Annotated in this window: 6 protein-coding genes; 1 reads left to right on the top strand and 5 read right to left on the bottom strand. The window is 49.7% G+C overall.

From position 1 onward, the window contains the following. Positions 1 to 45 precede the first annotated feature (45 nt). The 4 genes from ACOJUN_RS03825 to ACOJUN_RS03810 all read right to left on the bottom strand — a co-directional run bounded on the left by ACOJUN_RS03825 (position 46) and on the right by ACOJUN_RS03810 (position 17,683). Positions 46 to 663, bottom strand: coding sequence for a restriction endonuclease subunit S (locus ACOJUN_RS03825; protein WP_422135344.1), 618 nt, complete (start codon positions 661 to 663; stop codon positions 46 to 48). 385 nt (positions 664 to 1,048) lie between these two features. Continuing rightward, a complete protein-coding gene (locus ACOJUN_RS03820) occupies positions 1,049 to 8,494 on the bottom strand; it encodes an AAA family ATPase (protein ID WP_422135343.1) in 7,446 nt (2,481 codons plus the stop codon). A 161-nt stretch (positions 8,495 to 8,655) separates the two neighbouring features. Further along, the gene (locus tag ACOJUN_RS03815; RefSeq protein ID WP_422135342.1) at positions 8,656 to 16,116 is read right to left on the bottom strand and encodes an AAA family ATPase; all 7,461 of its coding nucleotides are present in this window, start codon (positions 16,114 to 16,116) and stop codon (positions 8,656 to 8,658) included. An 826-nt stretch (positions 16,117 to 16,942) separates the two neighbouring features. Beyond that, a complete protein-coding gene (locus tag ACOJUN_RS03810; protein ID WP_422135341.1) occupies positions 16,943 to 17,683 on the bottom strand; it encodes a hypothetical protein in 741 nt (246 codons plus the stop codon). A gap of 467 nt (positions 17,684 to 18,150) precedes the next feature. On the opposite strand from ACOJUN_RS03810, the gene ACOJUN_RS03805 reads away from it, so the two are divergent. Beyond that, a complete protein-coding gene (locus tag ACOJUN_RS03805; RefSeq protein ID WP_422135340.1) occupies positions 18,151 to 19,047 on the top strand; it encodes a J domain-containing protein in 897 nt (298 codons plus the stop codon). A 40-nt stretch (positions 19,048 to 19,087) separates the two neighbouring features. On the opposite strand, the gene ACOJUN_RS03800 is transcribed toward ACOJUN_RS03805, so the two are convergent. Continuing rightward, entirely contained in the window at positions 19,088 to 19,279 is a 192-nt protein-coding gene (locus ACOJUN_RS03800) for a hypothetical protein (protein WP_422135339.1), read from the bottom strand. Positions 19,280 to 19,472 lie beyond the last annotated feature (193 nt).

Here is a 19,472-nt window from a genome sequence, read left to right as displayed (position 1 = left end):
CGTCTTTTGTCTATGTGTCTGGTAAAAAGTATCAGGTAAATTGGGTTATGCTTTGGCGATCAGGTCATTGGCAATAATGCTTAGTTGCTGCTGACGGTTAACGATCAACCGTTGTAGCAGGGCATTCTCTTTAATGCTTGCCCGGTACAGTTTGGCAATGGTGTTCTGGGTTGTAAGGTCTGGCAGGGTGACTGCGGTTTCTGCAAGCACCGGCTTGCGGATATTGACCTGATGACTGCCTTCGGCACTGTTGCGAAAGTAGCGTTGAACAGGAGACTGGTTTAGCTGCCAGGTCAGAAACTCAGGATTCACCCTGCCTTTACAGGCAGAATTGACCCGAAGCAAAAATAAACTGGGAGCCAGCGTTACCTGCGGCATTTCGTCAGCGATATAGCTGGCAATATACCGGCCTCCCTTGGCAATAAACAGAATGTCACCCTGTTGAAGCCAGTCGGCCTTGCGCTTACCTGTCAGTTCTGTGGTGATCAGGTTCTCAGTGCTCAGCTCACCCAAGTCAGAAATATCCTTTGCCTGAACTACCCGAACATAGCCGTTTGCCACTTTTGTGATCGCACCACGGAACGGGTAGCCAGCCTGGATGCTGACCACTTCAGATAAAGCGATTTGATGTTCAGGAGAACTGTTTTTGACCACTGTTGGCATAAAAAGAGTCTGGATCGTAAGTCTGAGGAGAGTATTGCAGTACGATAGTAATAGTTCAATAAAAAAATGCAGTATTTATTTTATGCAATTTTATTTTTGCTGTTCTCGTGATGCGTATCTCTCGCTTTTTGCATTATGGATTGATGATTATGAATCTACTTTAGAGGGCGTCAAAAATTGCGTTCATGGTAAATACACATGAAGTTGAAGCGGAATTTGCAGCGCTTCGCGCAAACGCAGCAAATCGTTCATGAGAGTAATTTGGACACCTGAAGCCAGTCAAGACCGTATGGATATTTAAATAGCATGAAAGTTCAACTTAAATAGTTGTTCGTTTTCATTGTGGGAAGTCAACGGTCTCGAAAAACTCATCATGACCAAACCTTTAACAAGTATTCAGTGACTCACAAAGCGAATTCAAATTCACTCTATTCAAAAACTCTTCGGTAATTTTTATCAGCTCCGCAGATCTGAGTACCAGGGCGTTACTGTCGCCCAGTGTCTGTCGTAAGTAGGTATCATCAACCGATTTCTCAAACCACTCGGATCGATCAATTTCAGAGAACATGGCATACAGCTCTTCCGGAGAAGATGGGTCATGGGCGCCATAGTGGTTCCGATGAGGCTCAAACCGGACAGGAGCATCGCCCCAACAATAGGTTAAACGACCACCCTTCGAGTGTGTCAATTCATACAGGTAATGACAGAAGGCCTGAAGAATCGCCTGTTTGCATTTGTTCTCTAAATCACTGGCAAACTCTGCGTCCTTGTGTAACACGTCACCAGACTCAGAAATGGGTCTGTAGTGGTTGTAAATACCATTTATATAGCCTCGGTTTGAGACCACATTATCCTGTTTGACTTTTTCCAATAACCGCTTTAAATCAGGGTTTTTCTTGGCTTTCAGTTGCAACAGGTCTTGGGCTTTTTTATCAATTAATGTGCTGCTCAGGAAAGGGTGGCCCAGGATAATCAGCGGACGGTGTCTGGCTCTGACCGAGCGCAACTGCACAAATGCGGGCTGGTTCACCAGCATTCGTTCTATATTCGGAACACCCTCAGGGTCATCCGTCCAGGCGGTATCTAAAGATGGGTTGGTAATTTTATCATTAAGGGATGGCGAAGCCCCTTCGTGACAATGACTGACGAGCATGTCATTGCCTTTTCTCCTCAGAAAGTCTTTATAAATCGACCGCCAGTTATGGCTTTTTTTCCCCCTTTTCAGTAATGTCTGATGCCACATTTTCAGGCAATTCATAGCTTCAACCTTTAGTTCTTCGACACCTTTCAGACGCATCAACAGCTCGTGATGTTGAGTGGGCATAATAATGCTGCGGCTATACCTTGGCACTGGATCCGGATCCAGCCAACCCAATTTCAGAACTTTAAGGGCAAAGCGAATAATCGAGGGGTTGGTCAAGTCAGTGTCCTCAAGTATATCCACCATTGAGCCCAACCAGTCGAGGTAGTTTGCTCTACCCTGAACAATTATTTTTGAATGCAATGATTGGAGTTGTTCAATGATCCGCACTTCATCACCGTTAGATAATATTTTTTTGACAACCGCCGACATCGGCCTGGAAGGCCAATCGCGATAAAAAAACTTACCGACCAGTTGCCACTCGCGAAAGGTCAATGCTTTTGTCTCCAGCGACTCTAAAATTGAGATCCCAAGGGAGAAACCGGTTAAATCTTTTCCTTCCCAAAGCTTCAATACTGTTTCGCGGATATCCAGGTTTTTTTCCGGTAATGCCCCGCCTGTCTCAATGACCTTGTTAAGTTCCTCAAGGCTCAGACCATAGGTCTTAGCCAAAGTTTGTTGTTGTGCTGAATCAGCACCCTTCAGAAGACCCTGCAGGAGATCCCTCGCCTTCTTTAAATCACTACTGACTTTTTTGTTGTGCTGAAAGTCAGATGGGAATTTTCTTACCTCTAAAGGCACCCCGCCCAAATCCACTGACTTCCAGGTTTGGCCTCTATCTATGGAACACTCGGCAAAGGCGTGAGAAGGGTTGCCAATTTGCCGACACGGAATCCCGAAGTAGCGACATAAAGCGACAAAAACAGGCACACGATGACGACAGCTTCCTTGCCGTTTTGTTACCAGGAATTGAAAGAAATTTTCATTGCTCTCTGCTACGGCGGTACCGGAGAACTGTTGGCAATAGTCCTTGATCGCCTCAATGCGTTGCGTCGTGTTTTTTGCGTTCATTATTGCCTGCAAAGGCACCTTTATTTCAGGCAGTTGTTGTTCAACCTCATCAAACAGTTTGTTCAATACTGCTTCCATACCTTTGGAGCAGCGGGCGTCAAAACCTATTGATTGTGCTGGCTGGACTTTTTTAGTCAGTGTTTTTTTGCTCGCCTCTCTGGGTTCCACGACATAAGTAAATTCAATAATCTGACCGGCTTTGGCTTCGGGAACTGACAGTGTGTGCAGCCCGGTATATCGATCCCTGAGCAGTGTATACGGCAAAGCGGGTTCAATACGCAGGGCCACGACATAGTCTTCAGGCGTCAGACTGGGCAATGCATATTGACCATTGCTTGATGGCGCTTTGTAGTTTGCCAGTGTTTGGTTGTTGGCTAACGTCAGTTCCTGGTTACGCCCCGGTAACTCTTCGGGTATAAGGGTTTCGGTCCCCTGAAGGTGTTGATCACTCATTTCGGTCAGCACGACCTCACCCCCGGCAGATACACTAATATCCTCAGCCTGCAGGCGATACATATGGCGAGGGTAATCCGTGTCAAAAATTTTATAGTCGTCGACTTTTGACTTCTTACTGCACTCATAGTCCGTGTCACGGTCCAGGGTCTTACCCTGTTTCCCGCGAGCTTTTGAGATGTATTCTTCAGGAGCGTTATCACCGTCAATCGTTATATCTTCGTGAGTCTGATCGTTCACACAATGGTTCAGCAGATCACTGATCTGATGCCAGAACCCAGGCCACCATTGAACTTCACTGGCTTTCCACGCCCTTATCTGCTGGTCAGCCGCCTCGAGATAAGGCTGGTTGGTTGACGTTTTCAGCGTTTGTTTCTGTGCATTCGTCAGTGGAAATACGCTATTAGCGTCCACGCCCAACTGGCCATACTCGCGATCAAACCAGCGTTGCTGCCAGTGTCGGTAAAGTGTCTGGGTGAGAATATCGTCGGATTCATCCGGTTTCACTGAAAGACCCGATGTCTGCCAGCGGGTACGTGCCAGCATCCTGATAATTTCCGTTCTGGCTTCCTCACCATTCAGATCAGTTTTGATACGAATTTCATGGCGTTTTTCATCCGTACTGTTGCAATAACTGCGTCGTATCAACCAGGGTCGATCAATACCTGATACCCTTTGGTTGAACCATTCGCAAAGTCTGGTATCAAGTGCTTCGTTACTCATGGCAATAGCCGATGACCCGGGCAGTTCTTCCAGCGTCAGCCTGGCTGCCATCAGGTAAAGCCGGTAGTGCCGTTGGAAGCATTGATTCAGTCCGTTTTCGGTAAAATCCCATGCTCTGATAACAGCCCTGGCGACGTTTTGTAAATCACGACTGGTTGGCTGTAACGGCAGTTTTTTGCGTTGCAGGTGAGCCCTTAAAAGACAATGTTTTTCTGTTAGCTTTTTAGCGGCGAATGTCCCTTCTAAGGACTCTGGCAACACTTTCCCGGCAATGGTCTGTAATTCTGTCGGGTTATACTGCCGGATGGGCAAATGTCTGAAGCGCCCTTTCAGCGCCGGTGACAAAGGTTTTCGCCCGCTGTACTCAGGCGGGTTGATGGTGGCAAACAGGTGGAAACCCGGATGGGCATCACCGGCCAGAATGTCGTTTAACTCACCTTCCAGATGCTGGCTGTCGATCAGGTTCATTTCTGAAATTACCACGATGCCGCCCTCTACTTTTGCTTTCTGGATCACTTCACACAGTTGCTCCCAGGAACAATCACAGGCATTCAGGGGAAAGACCTTTGGCATGGTTTCTTCCCGTTCTTTAGCTTGCTGTTTGACACTTTCGATCATCAGATTCAGCGTGGCATCCTTACCCCGTCCGGCCGGACCTTCAATCAGCGTTGCCTGACGACCGCCGTGTTTTCTGTCGTGATGATAAGCCTGCTGACAGCGGCTTAAATCCTGTCCCAGCCCTTGCGCCAGATCAATGACTGCCGATCCGGAGGTATCAAACTCAGGTCGGATTTCTTTGGTCAATGTTCTGAAGTCCTGCAGAATATCTGGCAGGGTGTGGTTATGAACTCTGTCTCGCAGGGTGTTGTCCAGTTCGTAACGGGCAGCAAACCAGATTTCCAGTGCCGAAAGGGCATCCTGTTGAGTCTCGCTGATTTCGGGACCCAAGACATCCCGGAAACTTTGCTGGATCAAACTGTTCACTTGCTTACAGTTGGCACTGTCGCCTTTGGATAACGCACGATCCAGATACCAACCCACCCAGCTGCAGATATCTGTTAAATCCCTGGGAGTAAACTCATGCTCGGGCAACAGCTCCTGGTAATATTGCCACAGTGCCATCACACTCTTGCTGGCAATGTGTGCAATGTCGTTTATTTGATGCCGTTGTAACTGACTGAGCAAAGCCGGTTCCACTACTCTGTCCCGAAGGAAAGCCTGATCCAAACGCGGGTAATAAGCTCTGGGCAGTTTCTCTTTCAGGGTCTGATCCATTTGGCGCCCGGCGTAATGATCGGGGTTGCCGGTGAGAATTACCCGGTGTTTTTCGCTGACCTTGACAGGATGACCATTCACATAGATGCAGGGTTGCGGTTCCCACAGGCCGTTCAATGACGCCAGCAATCCGGCTTGGGTCAGGTTAGCCTCATCCAGCACCAGAGTGATGTATCCTCCGTCTTTGTTGGATTCGGTATTGGCCCATTCCATCAACGCCCGGTTTTGCTGCGCCATAGAGCGGTCGCCATCGGCGTGCTTTTGCCACTGCCAGCGTTTCATCAGGGTTTGTTCGCTGTCAGAAGGTCCAAGGGAAAGCACCGTTGCCTGTCCTGAAGCCTTTGCCATTTTGGCGGAAAAGTAGCTTTTCCCGGTTCCGGTTTCCCCCTCAAGGAATATAACGGGAGAGTCCGTAAGCCGGTCATGGAGTCGGGATAAGCGACGACTTTCACGATCCTCCTGACTCATCTTGCCATGATAAAGATCCCGGGCCAGCGCAGACAGAGTCTCATCAGCGGAACCCGTCCATTTCAGTGATTCAGACAGCCGATTTTCTATGCGTTCAATGCCGTCTGCCTCAGAACTCGCTGTTCTGGCCCTATGAAAACAATCGCTGGCCAGACCGTGGATGGCATCGGATCGGGTCTGCCCTGAATGTAAAGGTAACTGCCAGCCAGAAGCCAGTGCATCTTGCAAACGTTTAATCTGTCTTGTTGGCTCTATGGCCAAGGATTGCCAGGGCTTTGTTGCCGCCGGATCGACTGCTAACTGATACGCTATGGCATCTCGTTGTTTTTCAGGCGCGTGGGCCAGGATCATGGCACAGAGCCTGTCCATAACTTCTTTTTCACCCGACTCTGGAAATGGACTTTCATAGGACAGTTGTAATTCGGTACCTATAAATACTGCCGGGTCAAAGGCTCGGGCCAGTTGCCACAGGTTCCGTTTGACAAACTCTCTATCCAGTCGCGGGTCGCTATTGATGATGGCAGCTAACTGATCCGGGTCTGCGGAGGCGGCTTGATCCTCGTCCGGCATCTTATCCGGTAACAAGTGCCAACAGGCCACTTTCATAAAATCCCGCACGGACGGATGCTGCCGGATGCCATGGGTGATGACACTATTGATGGCCTTGCGCCAGTGGCGGGGCAGGAGCTGCAGGGAGTGGTCAACCTGCTGTGCTCGACGAGCAGCCAGTATCAGATTATTCAACAGCCCTTCGGTCATTTCAGGCAGAGGGCTGCAAAGGAGGTCAGGTACGGTTTTAAACGCTTTGTAAAGCTGTTTAAGCGCTTGTTCTGGCAGCTCAGTCCGGACGATACCATGCCTGCGGGCATTGATATCCCAGAGATCGAGCTCAGGACAGGACTTACCCGTGGCGACCATCCCATGAAATACTGAAGAGGCGCTTTTCACAGACTCAGGCCAGAGTATTGTGACATGAGCTCGTGGATAGGCCTGCAACTGGCCATTCACCAACAGAGGTTGCCCAATAACCAGGGGTTCCAGAAGCTGCTGAAGCGTTGGATTACTTTCCAGTCCCCTGAATACCACGGGTTTGCCAGCGGTTAATGCCTCCTGCAACTCACTCTGAGATCGTCTGAAATGCGCCTTTTGTTCCGAGGCGATATGGATATTATCAAAGAGCTGAGTGAAGCCAGTCTGTTCATTGACCTGAATGACCAGAGGGGCTTGTGGCTGACGATTAATCCAATGACTGGCCTGGGCATGTTGCTGGTAAGTGATGGTATCAAAGGTGGCATGGGCTCTGGCTTTTTCATGCAGGTTGGACAGAAAGCGCCCATCGTTTTCTGCCAATCCCAGGGCTTTTGGCTGCTGTCTTGTATGAGCCACCTGAAGTCGGGGCTCCAGGCCGGTGGTCTCGCGAAGGGTTTGCAATGAACTCAGCAAACGAAACCAGAGGGCTTCAGTAAGTGGAGATGTTACGGTGACGACACGCCCCGTCTTAACCTGTTCCAACAGGCAGGTGTTAGGGATTGCATAGCCTTCAGGCGTAATGGCAATCGGGCTCAGCCATTCTGTGATATTCCGCTGGTTAATGATGATCGGGTTTTCTGCTGCGTGCTCTTTAGGCTGACTTTGGAACAGCGAATGAAGCTCGTCCTTCCCCACCGGCATCTGATAAAACTGAACATCGTCGGGTAATGGACAGACTTCCCCATTGCTCTCAAAGCACTGTTGCGCCAGCATCTGTCGAATGGTCTGTTCAAAGGTCAGATCCTGCCAGTCGGCGCCTTTCAGTATCACCCGTTGTCCGGATGTCAACTGTTCAAGCCTGCCAGGAATGTGCTGGATTCGCCCCTGTTGATCGACACCGGGAGCACCCAGCAGTAATTGTCGCCAGTTGTTGTGCAAGTGGCAGTCAATAACCAGGATAGTGTCGTCGTCCATGGCGTTTTCGGCACTGGGGAATTCAGGCAATAGCGGTGCGGCCCGGTCAATGTCCATCGATGGTTCATTGCCAGTCTCAGCCTCGAACTGCCAGGTATTGCCCGGTCGGTTAATTCGCCGCCAGAAGTCAGCGCCCGGAGCGCCGGCCGCAGGTGCCTCGTCATGCTGGCCAACCGATGTCAATTGTTCAGGGGCTGCCAGAACCAGCAGAGAAACATGCTCTCCCAGAGGGCGTTTCTTCTGGCTGACCTTGTCGTATAGACAGGGGTTATCCGGGTCCAGCAGATCGTTAAATTTTGGCAGATCCTCACTGGTGAGTTTTCGGATATCTATCACCAGGGTCAATGGCTGTGAACCTTCAAAGAGCTTGCCTGGGCGCAAAGCGTGGCGACCATTGCCGGCAATGGTCAACCGGCTCACCAGGTTAGCCTGTGCAAGGTCATCAGGGTGGGAAATAAGCGTGACATCGCGATTTTTATCGCAGGTCTGGTCAGCCAAAAGCTGACGAACCTCATCATCACTGGCGACAAAACGGAAATCGAAGGCATGAGGTTTTTTTTGGAGCAAGGAATCCGTTGAGGATACGGTTCTCGTCCTGTCAGGTGTCATAATCTGAGATGACGATAGATTCAGTTGGTAATTGAGACCAGAGCAGACAGCTTTGACGTTTGATGGTAAATCTAAATCCTGCCCTGACCTCCTGGCTGGCCTAGCCGGAACGGATTTGTTAATTTCTCCACCAATCTGACCATCCATAGTTAACCTCACTACTACCATCTGAAGGATTGCATCTGAAGGATTGCATTAAAACTGTTTAATTATTCGACCTTCAAATAATACAAAAGTTTCATTTTGGTACTGGCTCGTTGCCATTGTGGGAAGTCAACAGTCTAGAAAAACTCATCATGATCAAACCTTTAACAAGTATTCAGTGACTCACAAAGCGAATTCAAATTCACACTATTCAAAAATTCTTCGGTAATTTTTATCAGCTCTGCGGATCTGAGCACCAGGGCGTTACTGTCGCCCAGTGTCTGTCGTAAGTAGGTATCATCAACGGATTTCTCAAACCACTCGGATCGATCAATTTCAGAGAACATGGCATACAGCTCTTCCGGGGAAGATGGGTCATGGGCGCCATAGGAGTTCCGATTGCTCACAAACCGGACAAGAGCATCGCCCCAACAATAGGTTAAACGACCACCCTTCGAGTGTGTCAATTCATACAGGTACTGACAGAAGGCCTGAAGAATCGCTTGTTTGCATTTGTCCTCTATATCACTGGCAAACTCTGCGTCCTTCCGTGAAATGTCACCAGACTCAGGAGTGGGTCTGTAGCGGTTGTAAATACCAATCATGTAGCCTCGGTTTGAGACCCCATTATCTTGTTTGACTTTTTCCAATAACCGCTTTAAATCAGGGTTTTTCTTAGCTTTCAGTTGCAACAGGTCCTGGGCTTTTTTATCAATTAATGTGCTGCTCAGGAAAGGGTGGCCCAAGATAATCAGCGGACGGTGTCTGGCTCTGACCGAGTGCAACTGCACAAATGCGGGCTGGTTCACCAGCATTCGTTCTATATTCGGAACACCCTCAGGGTCATCCGTCCAGGCGGTATCTAAAGATGGATTGGCAATTTTATCATTAAGGGATGGCGAAGCCCCTTCGTGACAATGACTGACCAGCATGTCATTCCCTTTTCTCCTCAGAAAGTGTTCATAAATCGACCACCAGCTCTTGCTTTGTTTTCCCCTTTTCAGAACAGACTGATACCACTCTTTCAGGCAATTCGAAGCTTCAATCTTCAGTTCTTCGATACCTTTCAGATGCATCAACAGTTCGTGATGTTGAAGGGGCATAATAATTTCGTCGCTGTACCTTGGCAGTGGCTTCAGCCAACCCAATTTCAGAACTTTAAGGGCAAAGCGAATAACCGAGGGGTTGGCCAGGTCACTGTGCTCAAGTATATTCACCATTGAACCCAACCACTCCAGGGGGCGTGCTTTAGCCTCAACAATCATTTTTGAGTGCAGTGATTGGAGTTGTTCGATGACCCGGACTTCATCACCGTCAGATAATATGTTTATGACAACCGCCGACATCGGCCAGAAACTCCAGTCGCAAGAAATAAACTTACCGACCAGTTGCTGCTCGAAATAGCCCAATGCCTCTGTCTCCAGCGACTCTATCATTGAGACACCCATGGAGAAACCGGTTAAATCTTTTCCTTTCCAAAGCTTCAATACCGTTTTGCAGATACTCTGGATTTTTCCTGGTAATGTACCGCCTGTCTCAATGATCCTGTTAAGTTCCTCAAGGCTCATACCATAGGTTTTAGCCAGAGTTTGTTGTTGTGCTGAATCAGCACCCACCAGAAGACCCCGCAAGAGATCCCTCGCCTTCTTTGACTCACTACTGACTTTATTGGTGCGCTGGAAGTCAGATGGGATTTTTTTTAGCTCACCAGGCGCCCCGCCTAAATCCACTGACTCCCAGGTTTGGCCTCTATCCACAGAATACTCTGCAAAGGCGTGGATATGGTTGATCATTTCCCGACATGGAATCCCAAAATAGCGACAAAAAGCAATAAAAACAGGCGTCCGATGACGACAACTGCCTTGTCGCCGTGTTACGAGGAAGTGAAAGAAATTCAGATGATGCCCTGCTGGTTCAGCACCTCCGGAAAACTTCAGGCAATAGTCCTTGATCGCCCTGATGCGTTGCGTCGTGTTTTTTGCGTTCATTATTGCCTGCAAAGGCACCTTTATTTCAGGCAGTTGTTGTTCAACCTCAGCAAACAGTTTGTTCAATACTGCTTCTATACCTTTGGAACAGCGGGCGTCAAAACGTATTGATTGTGCTGGCTGGACTTTTTTAGCCAGTGTTTTTTTGCTCGGCGCTCTGGGTTCCACGACATAAGTAAATTGAATAATCTGACCGGCTTTGGCTTCGGGAACAGACAGTGTGTGCAGCCCGGTATATCGATCCCTGAGCAGGGTACATGGCAAAACGGGTTCTATACGCAGGGCCACGATATAGTCTTCAGGTGTCAGACTGGGCAATGCATATTGACCATTGTTTGATGACGCTTTGTAGTTTGCCAGTGTCTGGTTTTTGGCTAACGTCAGCTCCTGGTTATACCCCGGTAACTGTTCGGGTATAAGGATTTCGATCCCCTGCAGGTGTTGATCACCCATATCGGTCAGCTCGACCTCACCCCTGGCAGATACATTAATATCCCTCGCGCGCAAGCGATACATGTTGAAAGGGTAGTTCGTGTCAAAAATTTTATAATTGTCGAATACTCTCTTCTTCTGGCGCTGATAGTCCGTGGCCCGGTCCAGGGCATTGGCCTGTTTCCTGCGAACTTCTGAAATGCATTCCTCAGGAGCCTTGTCACTGTCGATCACTATATCCTGATGAGTATAATCGTGCGCACAATGGTTCAGCAGATCACTGATCTGATGCCAGAACCCAGGCCAAAATTGAACTTCACTGGCTTTCCACGCCCTTATCTGCTGGTCAGCCGCCTCGAGATAAGGCAGGTTGGTTGACGTTTTCAGCGTTTGTTTCTGTGCATTCGTGAGGGGAAATACGCTATCAGCGTCCACGCCCAACTGGCCATACTCACGGTCAAACCAGCGTTGCTGCCAGTGTCGGTAAAGTGTCTGGGTGAGAATATCGTCGGACTTATCCGGTTTCACTGAAAGACCCGATGCCTGCCAGCGGGTTCGTGCCAGCATCCTGATGATTTCCGTTCTGGCTTCCTCTCTATTCAGATCAGTTTTGATACGAATTTCATGGCGTTTTTCATCCATACTCTGGCAATCACTGCGTCGTATCAACCAGGGTCGATCAATGCCTGGTACCCTTTGGTTAAACCATTCGCAAAGTCTGGTATCAAGTGCTTCGTTACTTATGGCAATAGCCGATGACCCGGGCAGTTCTTCCAGCGTCAGCCTGGCTGCCATCAGGTAAAGCCGGTAGTGCCGTTGGAAGCATTGATTCAGTCCGTTTTCGGTAAAATCCCTTGCTCTGATAACAGCCCTGGCGACGTTTTGTAAATCACGACTGGTTGGCTGTAACGGCAGTTTTTTGCGTTGCAGGTGAGCCCTTAAAAGACAATGTTTTTCTGTTAGCTTTTTAGCGGCGAATGTCCCTTCTAAGGACTCTGGCAACACTTTCCCGGCAATGGTCTGTAATTCTGTCGGGTTGTACTGCCGGATGTGCAAATGTCTGAAGCGCCCTTTCAGCGCCGGTGATAAGGGTTTTCGTCCGCTGTACTCTGGCGGGCTAATGGTGGCAAAGAGGTGGAAGCCCGGGTGGGCGTCACCGGCCAGAATATCGTTTAACTCACCTTCCAGATGCTGGCTGTCGATCAGATTCATTTCCGAAATCACCACGATGCCGCCTTCCACTTTTGCTTTCTGGATCGCTTCACACACTCTGTCCCAGGAACAATCACAGGCATTCAGGTAAAAGACTTCCGGCATGGATTCTCCCCGTCGCTTAGCCTCCTTTCTGACACTTTCAATCACCAGGTTTAGCGTGGCATCCTTACCCCGTCCGGCTGGACCTTCGATCAGCGTCGCCTGTCGTCCGCCGTGTTTCCTGTCGAGGTGATAAGCCTGCTGACAGCGGCTTAAATCCTGTCCAAGTTGTTGCACCAGTTCAATGACTGCTGTTCCGGAGGTGTCAAACTCAGGTCGGATTTTTTGGGTGACTGTACTGAAAGTCTGCTGAATATCTGACAGGGTCTTTTTGCGAACTCTGTCACTCAGGGTATTCTCCGGTTGGTAACGGGCAGCAAACCAGATTTCCAGTGCTGACAGGGCATCCCGATGAGTTTCGGTGATTTCGGGCACCAGCACATCCCGAAAACCTTGTTGGATTAAACCTTGTACTTGCTTGCAGTTAACCCTGTCACCTGCGGATAACGAACGATCAAGATACCAACCCACCCAGCTGCAGATATCCGTCAGATCCCTGGGGGTAAACTCATGTTCTGGCAACAGTTCCTGATAATACTGCCAGAGTAGCATGACGCTCTCGGTGGCAATGCGTGCCATGTCGTCTATTTGCCGAGACTCCGGCAGATGCCGTTGTAAATGATTGAGCAGAGCCGGCTCCACCACTCTGTCCCGAAGAAAAGCCTGGTCCAGACGAGGATAGTAAGCCCTGGGCAGTTTCTCTTTCAGGGCAGAATCCAACTGGCGTCCGCCGTAATGAATGGGGTTACCGGTGAGAATCACCCGGTGTTCTTTGCTGACCGGGACAGGATGACCATTCACATAAATGCAGGGTTCCGGTTCCCATAAGCCGTTCAATGACGCCAGCAATCCGGTTTTGGCCAGGTTGGCTTCATCCAGAACCAGAGTGATATATTTTCCTTCAACATAGCCTCCATCTCTGGGGTGTGAGGTCTTGGCCCATTCCATCAGCGCCCGGTTTTGCTGTGCCATAGAGCGGTCGCCATCAGCGTGTTGCTGCCACTGCCAGCGTTTCATCAGGGTCTGCTCGCTGTCAGAAGGTCCAAGGGACAGCACCACAGCCGATCCTGAAGCTTTTGCTATTTTCGCTGAAAAGTAACTTTTCCCGGTGCCGGTTTCCCCCTGCAGGAATATAACAGGAGAGTCTGTAAGCCGGTCATGGAGTCGGGATAAACGACGGTTTTCACGATCCCTCTGACTCGTCTCGCCGTGATAAAGATCCCGGGCCAGTGCTGACCAGGGCTCATAAGTCGAGCCCTGCCATGCCAGTGATCCAGACAGTCGATGTTTTATACGTTCAATGCCTTCTGTTTCAGAATTCGCGGTTCTGGCCATCTGAAAACAATCAGCAGCCAGTGATTTAATGGCTTCGGATCGGGTCTGCCCTGAGGGCAGAGGTAACTGCCAGCCGGAGGCCAGTGCATCCTGTAAACGTTTAATCTGTCTTGATGGCCTTAAGGCTAAGGTTTGATAGTGTTCTGCTGCCTGCGGATCGACTGCCAACTGACAGGCCATTGCCTGTCGATGTTTTTCAGGGGTATGGCTCACGATCAGGGCACAGAGTCTGTCCAGAGCGTCTTCTTTGCTCTGCTCTGGAAATGGATCGCAATAGGACAGTTGCAATTGCTTTAAGACTCCAGGGTCAGAGGCTGCTCTGATCAGCGGCCACAGGTTCTGCTTCACAAACTCTCTGTCTAACCGTGGGGCACTATTGATGATCTCATTTAACTGATCCGGATCGACCGAGGCAGTTTGATCCTCATCCCGCTTCCCGGGAGCATCTGGCAGCAACATCCAACAAGCTACTTTCATAAAATTACGCACCGGCAGACTCTGCCGCAGGCCATGGGTGATGACACTATCGACGGCCTTGCGCCAGTGGCAGGGCAGGAGCTGAAGTGAGCGGTCAACCTGCTGTGCTCGCCGGGCAGCCAGTATCAGGTTATTCAACAAGCCTGCGGACATTTCAGGCAGAGGGTTACAACAGTTGGCAGGTACGGTTTTAAACACTTCGTAAAGCAAGTTAAGGGCTCGTTCTGGCAGCTCAGTCCGGGGGATATCATGCTTGAGGGCATTGATATCCCAGATATTGACCTCAGGGCAGGGTTTACCTGTGGCAACCATCGAATTAAAGACTGCAGATTGGCTTTTCGCAGATTGAGGCCAGAGTATTGTGACATGAGCTTGTGGGTAGGCCTGTAACTGGCCATTGACCAACAGAGGTTGGCCAACAATCAGGGGTTCCAGGAGTTGTTGAAGTGTTGGATTACTTTCGAGCCCGCAAATTACAACCTGCGTGCCAGCGGTTAATGCCTTTTGCAAGTCACTCTGATCTCGTCCAAAAAGGGCCTTTTGTTCCGAAGTGATATAGATATTATCAAATAGCTGGCTGAAGCCGGTCTGTCCATTGACCTGAATGACCAACGGTGCTGGCTGGTGTTTATTTATCCAACGACTTGCCTGGACGTGTTGCTGATAAGTGACGGTTCTAAAGGTGGCCTGATCTCTGATTTTTTCCTGCAGGTTGGGCACAGACTGTTCATCGCTTTCTTCTAATCCCAGAGCTTTCGGCTGCTGTCTTGAATGGGCTACCAGAAGTCGCGGCTCCAGGTCCGTTGTCTCTCGAATAGTCTGCAATGAACCCAGCAAACGAAACCAGGCCGACTCAGTGAGGGGAGACGTGACGGTGACCGTACCACCTGCTCGAACCTGTTCCAACAGACAGCTGTTAGGGACTGCGTAGCCTTCCGGAGCAATGGCAATGGGGTTCAGCCATTCTGTGATATTACTCTGGTTAATGATGACCGGGTTTCCTGGTGCGTGCTCTTGAGACAGGCTCTGAAACAGTGAATAAAGCTCATCCTCACCCACCGGCATCTGATAAAACTGAACCTCGTCCGGTAACTGACAGACCTTCCCATTGCTCTCAAAACACTGTTGCGCCAGCATCTGTCGAATCGTCTGCTCAAAGGCCAGATCCTGCCAGTTGGCCCCTTTCAGAATCACCCTTTGTCCGGCCCTCAATAACTCAATCCTGCCGGGGAGATGCTGAATTCGTCCCTGCTGATCCACACCGGGGCCCCCCAACAACAACTGTCGCCAGTCGTTGTGCAAGTGGCAGTTAATAAGAACGGTAACGTCGTCGTCCATGGCGCTTTCGGCAGGGGGGAGTTCAACCAATAATGGAGCAATCTCGTCTATGTCCATCGATGGGTCATTACCAGTCTGGGCCTGGAACTGCCAGCTATTTTCCGGTCGATTAATTCGCCGCCAGAAATCAGCGCCGGGTGCGTCGTCACGATGACCAACCGATGCCAACTGTTCAGGATCTGCCACGACCAATAGAGAAACATGCTCGCCCAGAGGGCGTTTGTTTTGGCTGACTTTGTCGTATAGACAGGGGGTATCCGGGTCCAGCAGATCGTTAAATTTTGGCAAATCTTCGCTGCTGAGTTTTCGGATATCCAGCACCAGAGTCAGTGGCTGTGGACTTTCGAACAGCTTGCCAGAACCCAGAGTGTGGTGGCCATCGACAGAAATACTCAACCGTCTCACCAGATTGGCCTGTGAGAGGTCATCGGGGCGGGAAATAAGGATAACATCCCGTTGTTCATCGCAGGTTTGCGCCACTAAAAGCTGTCGAACTTCATCATCACTGGCGACAAAACGAAAATCGAAGGCATGGGTGGTCTTTTGGAGCGGGGAATCCGCTGAGGATACGCTTCTCGTCTGGTGAGGCGAGACCCCCGGAGCTGATGATCTATTGAGCATGGGAGTTACATCTGAGCAGACCTTTGCAATCTTTGACGGTGCATCCAGCTTTGCTCTCTTGTCTGGCACGCTGCAATCAGGTAAGGGTTGTTTATTTCTCCAGCCAATCTGGCCATCCACGGTAAATCTCGCTCCTGTTATTTGAAGGACTGCATTGAAATGGTTTGATTATGTGACCTTCAGACGGGAGGGAAGTTCCATTGGTTTAGCAAAATCGTCGTAAACCCTCGCCCAATCGAGGGTGTCGCAAAAGGGTATGGTCAGCAGGATATATCAAGATCGTCGTTCCCGCGCAGGCGGGAACCCACCACGAACAGTGGATCTCCGCCTTCGCGGAGATGACGGTTTGAAGCTTGAAGCGTTTTAATTGACCTTTTGCGACACCCTCAACCGGGCGGGGATATAAGACGGGAACGCAGAGCGTTCCGGTTGAGTATTTGTACGTAGTTGGTTATATTTTCCATCGGTCTGTCTCTATGCAGAGACTCACGGTGACGAAAACCAAGCACTGTTAACAAAAAATTAAGGCAGAGACAACTGCCCAACCGCCCTTGAAGAACCAGACGAGCCCATACCTGAGTGACCCGTTAAGGCTGCGGCAAATCAAACAAAAGACCAATAATAACCGAGGGGCACCCGGTTACTGCTGATGGAGGCTTCTGTGTAAGTCCAGTCGCTATAGGCTGGCTGTAGCCCGTGAAGTCAGAAGCCTCGCCTGACAAGGCGGGGAGTGTCACTGAGTGAAACGAACAAGAAAAAAAAGGTATTTCAAAGTCTTTCAGTGATGTTCTACGATATGGTCAAAGTGCCTGTTCTGGCAGTGGTTTTTAAACCCCTGGTTAATGACCATTTTTCTTGGGCTTATGTGGTATTCGGGTTAGGGTTTACCATCCTGTTTCTCTATACTGCGGTTATTCTGGAACTCAAGGGAGAAGAACTATGACTGTCAACATCCTGCTTTCAAGCATCGCTTTGCTGTTTTTTGTGGGATCGGTTTATTTGCTGGTGACCCATCTTGATCAGTTTGAAAACTGGTTAAGTTAGCCTCATCCAGCACCAGGGTGATGTATTCTCCGTCTTTGTGAAATTCGCTATTGGCCCATTCCATCAATGCCCGGTTTTGCTGCGCCATAGAGCGGTCGCCATCAGCGTGTTGCTGTTCGCTGTCAGAAGGTCTCAGGGAAAGCACCGTTGCCTGTCCTGAAGCCTTTGCCATTTTGGCGGAAAAGTAACTTTTCCCGGTTCCGGTTTCCCCCTCAAGGAATATAACGGGAGAGTCCGTAAGCCGGTCATGGAGTCGGGATAAGCGACGACTTTCACGATCCTTCTGACTTATCTCACCATGATAAAGATCCCGGGCCAGTGCAGACAGAGGCTCATCAGCAGAACCCTGCCATTTCAGTGATTCTGACAGTCGACGTTCTATACGTTCAATGCCGTCTGCCTCAGAACTCGCTGTTCTGGCCCTATGAAAACAATCGCTGGCCAGACCGTGGATGGCATCGGATCGGGTCTGCCCTGAATGCAAAGGTAACTGCCAGCCAGAAGCCAGTGCGTCTTGCAAACGTTTAATCTGTCTTGTTGGCTCAATGGCTAAGGATTGCAAGGGCTTTGTTGCCGCCGGATCGACTGTTAACTGATACGCTATACGGGCTCGGGCTGGTGAGCCCCGGTATAGAATTCTCAAGAAGAATATTTCCCGCAGTTATTACTGCCTGCAGGGAGTTAAGACTATCATCAATTACCCCGATAACCTGACTAAGTAAATCATCAAATGAAATCATAGATATTTTCTTGATTTCGGGCTGAATAAAGCTTGAGGAATTGCCTGAAAAGCAAATTTCATGCTCTGATCATCAGGAAAGGGAGCGATCAATGGATGGTGTTGGGGGCATAAACGGACATAATAAATACCCTGTAGAAGATAATACACAACCCGCTCAGGTGCCTACGGGAAAAACCAGGTCCGGACGAAAAGTTCAAGAATTTAAAAATGCTTACTGCCACATGGCTCGTACATTTGCGAGGGAATTGGGGCATGAAAGCACGGGGTTTATGAGGAGATTGGGGCATAAAAGCACGGGGTTTATGAGGAGATTGGGGCGTGAAAGCACGGGGTTTATGAGGAGATTGGGGCATGAAAGCACGGAGAAAATGAGAGCCACAACCAGACCTTTGCATTCGAGGAGAATCACCAAATCTTCGGAACAGCCTCGTCAGGTTCCGGGGTTACGAGGCAATCAACCTCAGCAACAGCCAGTCAACAACAGTAGCAAGGTTGACCAGCCGGTGGCCAAAGACCCCCTTCGTGGGCAATGGTTTGACTGGAGTGCCAAGCAATTTCAAGGCAAAGGGTATGCCCCCCATGTTGCCAAAACAATGGCCGATACGGTGTTATCCCGGTGTGGCTCTGATTATCGAGCAGTGGAAGTCATGGTAAACAGCACACCATTGAGCCCACAGGCCGCCTTCAGGCAAGAACAGCAGAAAAATTATCAGTGGGCAATGGGGCAATTTACCGTCAAAGGCTATGATCCTGATGATGCCCGCCAGGCTATTACCCGTGCTCTGAGCATGGCAGGCACTAATCTGACGGATTTTCAGCGGTGGGTTGTTGCTGCTCCTGATGTCCGTGGTAGCGCAGTGGCAAGCCCGGAATACATTAAAAACGAACTGCGTCCCTGGATGATTCAGGAAATTGAGAAAAAAGGCTTTGCCCCGGCAGAGGCGCAAGCCGTGGCGGATAACTTAATAAAAATATCCACCGGAAATGTGGATGAACTGCGCCAATCTGTCCAGGAAATTCGCCCGAAAGGTGCCAGACCGCAGGTACCGGCAGATGAGATGGAACAGCGCAATAAAGAGGCACTGGAAACCCTGGGATTGACGAAAGATGTCAGCCTGAATGATGTAAAAAAAGCCTTTAGAAAATTGGCAATGACGCATCATCCGGATAAAAATCCCGGGAACTTAGAGAGCAATCAACTTTTTCAAAAAATCTCGGAAGCGCACAGGCACCTGACCGAGGATTCAAATTTATTAAAAAACTAAGCGTTAGCATCTCGGTGTTTTTCTGGTGCGTGGGCCAGGATCATGGCACAGAGCCTGTCTTATCCGCTAACAAGTGCCAACAAGCCACTTTCATAAAATCCCGCACGGACGGATGTTGTCGGGTGCCATGGGTGATGACACTATTGATGGCCTTGCGCCAGTGGCAGGGCAGGAGCTGAAGGGAGTGGTCAACCTGCTGTGCAAGCCGGGCAGCCAGTATCAGATTATTCAACAACCCTTCGGTCATTTCAGGTAGAGGATTACATGGAGTTTTGCGACACCCACTCCGCGTGGCAATGCATACCTCCCCTGACAAACTGACTCTACATCTGAGATAAGTTATGTGTCCCCACGCTGGGACCCACAGGGCAATGGCATCAATTAGCAAAGACCAGGAAAACCCTACCTGGAAAATACCCGATCCA

This window comes from Endozoicomonas sp. ALD040 (assembly GCF_049275945.1).
GTDB lineage: Bacteria > Pseudomonadota > Gammaproteobacteria > Pseudomonadales > Endozoicomonadaceae > Endozoicomonas_A.
Note: the sequence above shows the minus strand (reverse complement) of the source record. Positions and strands in the feature narration are given on the sequence as shown.